The following is a 7,285-nucleotide window of genomic DNA, read 5'->3' on the forward strand; positions in this document are numbered from 1 at the left end:
CCAGTTGACATTTACGCTAATTCGTAAAATGAACTGGTAATATCACTTCGCGTTTTGAGGCTTCAAGCGAATCATCAATGAAGTTTATTTCAAATATGCTTCAGCCAAAACCGATTTTGTTTGTTAAATTGATGAGATATACAAACAATCACTCCTATGAAAATCCTGTTTACGAAAGAAAATGACAAGTCCAGGCTTTTGTCAAGACGCACGTTTATGTCCGCTGCGGCGACTGGAACAGCTTTGACGGCATTATCAATTTTACCCTTAACCGGTATGGCAGAAACTGACACCTCTCAAAACAGTTCAACGGCAGACGATAAAAAAATGATTCTCGGCATGGTCGTTTTTGAAGGGTTTCAATTGCTCGATACGTTCGGGCCGCTGGAAATGTTTGGCGCCCTGAAAGACAAAGTGACGATATACATGATCGGCGAAAAAGCCGGGAATATAAAAAGCAGCGCAGGACCTGCCGTGGCGGTTGATTACACTTTTGACAATGCGCCGAAACTGGATATTGTGATGATCCCCGGAGGAATGGGTACGCGCCGGGAGGTTAACAATGCTCCATTTCTTGCCTCATTCAAATCAATGGCCGAGGCTACACCACATGTCGCCTCCATTTGCACCGGTTCCGCAGTACTTGCAAAAACAGGTTTGATCGATGGACTAAAAGCCACGACAAATAAAAGATCATATAAGTGGGCAACAAGTCAGGGAGAAAAAGTAAACTGGATTGCCCAGGCGCGCTGGGTTGAAGATGGAAAATATTTTACATCTTCCGGAATTTCTGCCGGAACAGATATGGCTCTCGCATTGATTGATAAATTATTCGGAAGAGAAACGGCCATGAAAGTGGCCAATGGTGCCGAATATGAATGGAATACTGATCCACACCATGATCCGTTCGCTAAGTTCAATGGGTTGGTAGATTAATTATAAGAAAGAAATTTGATAGTATTTATCGGCTTTTTGTTCTTCCCAAACACTCCGATGTCTATATCATTGAACTCATTTGTAAAATATCTATACCCTGAATATTTGACAAATGAGTTTAATGACATAGGAATATTAAAGTTGCAAATGAAACTAACCTATTCAGAACGAAGGCTTTTTACAGGATCCATCAAAGCGGCCTTTACCGACTGAAAAGAAACTGTAAACAGTGCAACGGCAATGGAGAGAATACCTGCAACGGAAAGCATCCACCACGAAATCTCGATCCGGTACTCAAACTCCTGCAACCATTTGTTCATACCATACCATGCAACCGGCATGGCCACAACGATAGCGATGCATACCAGTTTTATAAAATCTTTCGAAAGAAGCATTACAATACCAGAAACAGACGCGCCCAAAACTTTGCGTACGCCTATTTCTCTGGTGCGTTGTTCGGCCGTAAAAGTGGCCAGCCCGAATAATCCAAGGCAGGCAACAAAGATCGTCAACCCAGCAAATACGCCGAGAATTTGTCCGGTCTTTTGTTCGGCCTTGTAAGTGTTGTTAAACCTTTCATCAAGAAAAGTATATGCAAAAGGATTTTCTGGCTTGAAGCCGTCCCACGTTATTTTCATTTTCGAGAGCACCTCTTTCACATCCTTCGTTTTGAGTTTAACGATCATTGTTCCCGCTCCCCCGCTGAGTGTCATAACCAATGGCGTTATACGCTCGTGAAGCGACCGGAAATGAAAATCTTTCACGACTCCGATAACTCGAAAAGTTGAGATTGTCCCTTCGTTGTTAGCCCTGCTGATGGTATGGTCCAGTGCATTATTTTTCCAACCTAACATGTTGGCGGCAGTTTCATTGATAATCACACCCGAAGAATCATTCCCAAAATCTTTTGAGAAATTACGTCCATAGGCCATTTTCATATCCAGCGTTGGAATGTAATTGTAATCGACTTCATAACGCAGCGTTTTTACCAGCGTGGTATTGTTTCCGTCAGGAAAAACTATGTAGTTATTATTGTTAGACGGACCGGCAGGAAGAAAGCCAGACGAGCTCACACTCACTACATTTGGATCGCGTAAAAGTTCATGATGGAAAGCCTCCTGATTTTTCCCCAGAGACCAGGTATCTAAAACCAATACCTGATCTTTGTTGTAACCAAGTTTTTTATTCTGGATGTATTTGAGCTGCTGATATACGACTGTCGTGCCGATCATCAATGTGATAGAAATAAAAAACTGCACGACCACCAGGCCGCTTCGCAGGCTGATACTTTTCTTGTCAAAGTTGAATCTGCCTTTCAGAACAGAAATAGGTTTGAAGGACGAAAGAAAAAATGCCGGATAACTGCCTGCTAAAAGTCCGATGGCTAACCCAAAAAGCAAAAGGTAAGGAATAAGCTGCGGCACGGCTTTCAGCTGTAATGACAAATCTTTGCCTGATAAATCATTGAAAAGCGGCAATGCCAGTAAACCAAAAATAATTGCCAATACCAGAGAAATTGAAGTCAGTAAAACCGATTCAAGCAAAAACTGTAATACCAGTTCCTTTTTTTCTGAGCCCATCACTTTTCTTACACCCACTTCTCTTGCTCTTTTGGAAGAGCCGGCTGTCGACAAATTCATAAAATTGATGCAGGCAATAATGAGCATAATGACTGCAACTGCTCCAAAAATATAGACGTATTTGATATCACCGCTATTACTCAAATCATAAACCGCATCGCCATACAAATGGATATCCGTCAGAGGCTGAAGATAAAGCCCTATGTCATTACCCGACTTGCGAAAATCGGTCAGTGAAATTCCCATCGCTTTTTTTAGCTGTGGGCCCATGTATTTTTCGACGGTCTGCGGCAACTTAACTTCAAGATTTTTATAGTCATATCCCTTTTGCAAAAGAAGATAAGTAAAAAATTCTGATACCATCCACGAATCAGAACGAGATTCTTCCAATCCGCTAAGTGCACCAAACAGCTCATACCGGAAGTGCGAATTCACCGGAACGTCCTGAATTACACCTGTCACTTTGTAAGGAGTATCTGATCCTTTAAAGTTTAAAACCTTGCCAATCGGATCCTGGTTACCAAAATATTTAGCAGCCGTATTTTCTGTGATTACGATCGTGTTTGGTTCTGTTAATGCCGTTTTTTCGCTTCCTTTTGTAAAGGGTAAAGTAAAAACTTTGAAAAAATTAGCGTCTACAAAAGCCATATTTTCATCGGAATACTGCTTGTCTCCAATCAGCACTTTTGGGCGGCCAGCCTGCCGAAGACGCGTAGCTTCAATGACTTCCGGATAATCAGCTTTTAGAACTCCCGCCGTCGGTGGCATGACGTGCGACTCGTTTATCTTACCACCGTTCATTGTTCCCTTGAAAACAACACGGACAATCTGATCCGCTTTTTCATTAAAGCGGTCATAACTTAATTCATCGAGTACATATAAACTGATCAGCATACACGAAGCCAGCCCGATAGCCAGTCCGACAATATTAATGGCAGAAAAAATACGGTTACGTAAAAGATTTCGCCAGGCGATTTTAAGGTAATTCCTGATCATTGCAAATTAGTTTTAAAGCGACTAAAATTTTGTTTCATGGCTAACAGATTGTACGCAAAGTAACAATATAATTTCGGTACATTGCATAACATAGTTCCTTGTATAAAATATTCGTACCAGTATTTCAAATCTGTGCTGAAACGCCCTATTGAGGTTTTAATCAAAATGAAAATGTCCGAAAGTGAACAGTTTCATTCGAAAACGGTCAGTTACTTGCATAGAAGTCTTGTACGAATTTACAGTTCCGAACCTTCGCAAATCTGTATCAATAGCGGTAATCGTAATAAACCTGAAAACAACATCGAACCTCATTTTGAACACAAACAACTACACTTTAGACACAAACCAATTTTATTAACTGATCACCTTTGTACTTCACAATCAAACTAAATAATGAAGTACAAAATATTAGGAAATACAGGATTGAAAGTATCAACGCTGTGTTTGGGAACAATGAATTATGGCGGAAAAGGCTTTTTCGGTTATATGGGCAATCTGGATCAAAATGCAGTTGATGAACAAATTAAAACCGTAACAGAAGCTGGGGTAAATTTCATTGACACGGCAAACATTTATTCCGAAGGACTTTCAGAAATAATGATTGGACAAGCAATCAAAAATCTTGCTATCAACAGAGACGATTTAGTTTTGGCCACCAAAGTGAGAGGCACGATGGGTAAAGGACAAAATGATTTGGGACTTTCAAAAAAGCATATTATTCAACAAGTTGAAGGAAGTTTGAAGAGACTTGGTACCGATTACATTGACTTATATCAAATTCACACAGCCGACCCGTTAACGCCTATTGAAGAAACCATCAAAACATTGGACGATTTAGTAAGAAGCGGGAAAATCAGGTATTTTGGGGCAAGCAATATTTCTGCCTGGCAATTGATGAAAGGCTTGGCGTATTCACAATACAATCATTTAGATAGGTTTTCCTCTTTACAAGCCAATTACTCATTAGACGTGAGAGACGCAGAACGTGAAATTGTGCCAATGCTGCAAGACCAAAAAGTAGGAATGATGGTTTGGAGTCCGTTAAGTGGTGGTTTGCTTACAGGCAAGTATAAGAGAGATGGCCAAAAGGGCGAAGGCAGATTAAATGCTTTTCCGTTTCTGCCTTCTCACGAAGAAAGAGCTTATGATGTTTTAGATGTGCTTACACCAATGGCAGCGCAAAAGCAAGTTTCTATTTCTCAGTTAGCGTTAGCCTGGCTGTTACATCAGCCAGTGGTAAGCAGTATAATTATTGGTGCTACCAAAATACATCAGCTTCACGATAACTTAAAATCTGTTGATATTGCATTTACAACAGAGGAATTAAATCAGTTGAATGAAGTAAGCAAACTCCCGGTTGAATATCCAGGAAATGTTTTAGAAATAATGACAATGGACAGAAGTTCAGGAGTTGATTTTCAAAATGTTTAATTTCAAAAAAAATAAGCAGGCATTTAATCACAGCTGCCTGCTTATTTTCAGCTTATGAAAAACACGGATCAAAACATAAGAAAGATAGATTCCATAAAAGAGCTACATTCTTTTATGGGGTTACCAAGTCCATTAAACCCGATAATAACGATTATTGACCATTCCCAAATTCAGAATTATGGTCAACCCTCCCATCAAAAATTACTTTTAGATTTTTACAATATATCAATCAAAAGAAGTCTTAAAGGGAAATTAAAATATGGTAAAAACCATTATGATTTTGATGATGGTACAATGTCATTTATAGCCCCAAATCAAATAATTAGGGTCGATAGTGATGAAGATAGAAACAATGATGGTTGGTCTTTATTGTTCCACCCCGATTTAATCAGGCAATATCCATTAGCAAAAGCAATTAAAAACTATGGATATTTTTCTTACGAAGTAAACGAAGCATTACATCTTTCAGACGAAGAAGAAAAAACAGTTGAAGCAATTGTTCATAACATAGAAAAAGAAATAAACGCCAGATTAGATCATTTCAGTCAGGATGTAATCGTCTCCAACCTTGAATTGCTATTAAGTTATTGCAATCGTTTTTACAGCCGGCAATTCATTACCAGAAAAATGGCAACCAACGATTTGCTTACAAACTTTGAAAAAAAATTAGCCAGATATTTTACTGACGATTCAGATTTACCAGTACCCACAGTGGAAAAATTAGCGACTGAACTCCATGTTTCATCTGCGTATTTAAGCGATATGTTGCGTAGTTTGACCGGGCAAAATACCCAGCAACACATACATAATAAGTTGATTGAAAAGGCAAAAGAAATTTTAACGAATACTAATCTGACGGTAAGTGAAATCGCTTACCAGTTGGGTTTTGAGTACTCACAATCGTTTAGCAAACTATTCAAAAGTAAAACCAATCTGACACCGATTGAGTATAGGAATTCATTTAATTAAACTTTGGATATGATTAAATCAATAGTATTATCAGTTCTGATTTGCACATTTTTTCTATCGTATAGCAAATATGAAAGTTCAAACGCTAATGATGAGATAAAACAAATCATTATTAAAAAGTATGAAAAAATGCGTACAACGATAAAAAATGGCGATCCTGGTTTCGTGTTGGAAATGCACGCAAAAGATGCTGTCTTATTTCTGAAAAACGGAAAAGAAGTGGTTGGGATCAATGCACTGAAACCATTTTATGAAAAAGTTGCTTCAACGGGTGTTGACCTAAAAAGCACACCAACCACTATAGAGCTGTTATCTGAAAATGTTGCGCTGGAAGTAGGCGTTTTCACTTCGACATCAAAAACAGGCACTCACAACGCTGCGAAGTATATTAACATTTGGAAAAAAATAGACGGTGATTGGAAATTATACAAGGCAATAGACCAGGCAAAACTGTAGAAAGCAAAAACCACTATCGCTAGCAAGGTTGATGCACCTCAATTTTATATTTTAAAATGCACCAGAGTAAAAGTCAGATTGGTTTCATCTTTGTTGTCTAAACTTCAAACAAACTATTATGAAATTATCTGGGAATAAAATTTTAATAACCGGCGGTGCGAGCGGAATCGGTTTGGGACTTACGGAGCGGTTTATTCTTGAAAATAATACGGTGATTATTTGCGGGAGACGTGAGTCGGCCTTACAGGGAGTAGCTCAAAAATATCCATCCGTCATCACGAAAGTTTGCGACTTATCGGAAGAATCTGAACGGCAGGAATTGTTTGACTGGATCTCGGAAAATCATAGTGAAGTAAATGTGCTGATCAATAACGCGGGTATCCAGCAGTGGATGTCTGTTTCAGACCCAGACTTTTTTGAAAGGGCAAAAAGCGAGATTGATACCAACATTCAGGCGCCTTTACACCTGACTTCCTTATTTATCAAGCTTAAATCGCTGGATACGATTATCAACGTAACTTCCGGCCTTGCCTTTGTTCCACTGACAAAAGTGCCCGTTTATTCTGCTACGAAAGCCTTTTTCCATTCATTCACTTTATCACTCCGACAAGTTTTGAAGGAGAAAAATATTGAGGTGATCGAAATGATTCCACCTGCTTTAAATACGGATTTAGGAGGAAAGGGATTGCACGACACCGCGCCTCCGGTAAGTGATTTTATAAATGCCGTTTTCCGGCAATTGAAAGAAGGAAAAAATGAGCTGACCTTCGGATTCAGCGAACAAATGGCCAATGCCGGTTCGCAAGATTTAAAGAATGTATTTGCCAGAATGAATGCAAATTAATTCCTGCAACAAAAAAGAAATGCTTGCCTGGCTCTAAAAAGCCGTGACAAGCATTTCTTTTTTGTATATCAAA

6 protein-coding genes are annotated in these 7,285 nt (G+C 39.1%); 5 read left to right on the forward strand and 1 reads right to left on the reverse strand.

The features are described from left to right. Positions 1-156 precede the first annotated feature (156 nt). Entirely contained in the window at positions 157-936 is a 780-nt protein-coding gene (locus AC1XUO_RS23395) for a DJ-1/PfpI family protein (protein WP_483332260.1), read from the forward strand. 158 nt (positions 937-1,094) lie between these two features. Here the strand turns inward: AC1XUO_RS23395 and AC1XUO_RS23400 are convergent, their stop codons facing one another. Next, entirely contained in the window at positions 1,095-3,512 is a 2,418-nt protein-coding gene (locus AC1XUO_RS23400) for an ABC transporter permease (RefSeq protein WP_483332261.1), read from the reverse strand. Positions 3,513-3,935: 423 nt separating this feature from the next. On the opposite strand from AC1XUO_RS23400, the gene AC1XUO_RS23405 reads away from it, so the two are divergent. From AC1XUO_RS23405 to AC1XUO_RS23420, 4 genes are all read left to right on the forward strand, one after another. After that, a complete protein-coding gene (locus AC1XUO_RS23405; RefSeq protein ID WP_483332262.1) occupies positions 3,936-4,943 on the forward strand; it encodes an aldo/keto reductase in 1,008 nt (335 codons plus the stop codon). Positions 4,944-4,997: 54 nt separating this feature from the next. Further along, a complete protein-coding gene (locus AC1XUO_RS23410) occupies positions 4,998-5,912 on the forward strand; it encodes a helix-turn-helix domain-containing protein (protein WP_483332263.1) in 915 nt (304 codons plus the stop codon). A 9-nt stretch (positions 5,913-5,921) separates the two neighbouring features. Beyond that, positions 5,922-6,368 (forward strand): YybH family protein, encoded by a 447-nt coding sequence (locus AC1XUO_RS23415; protein ID WP_483332264.1) that lies wholly within the window; start codon positions 5,922-5,924, stop codon positions 6,366-6,368. A 118-nt stretch (positions 6,369-6,486) separates the two neighbouring features. Then, positions 6,487-7,212, forward strand: coding sequence for an SDR family oxidoreductase (locus tag AC1XUO_RS23420; RefSeq protein ID WP_483332265.1), 726 nt, complete (start codon positions 6,487-6,489; stop codon positions 7,210-7,212). The last annotated feature ends 73 nt before the right edge of the window (positions 7,213-7,285 follow it).

Source organism: Dyadobacter sp. HNCC25DJ186 (assembly GCF_056895235.1).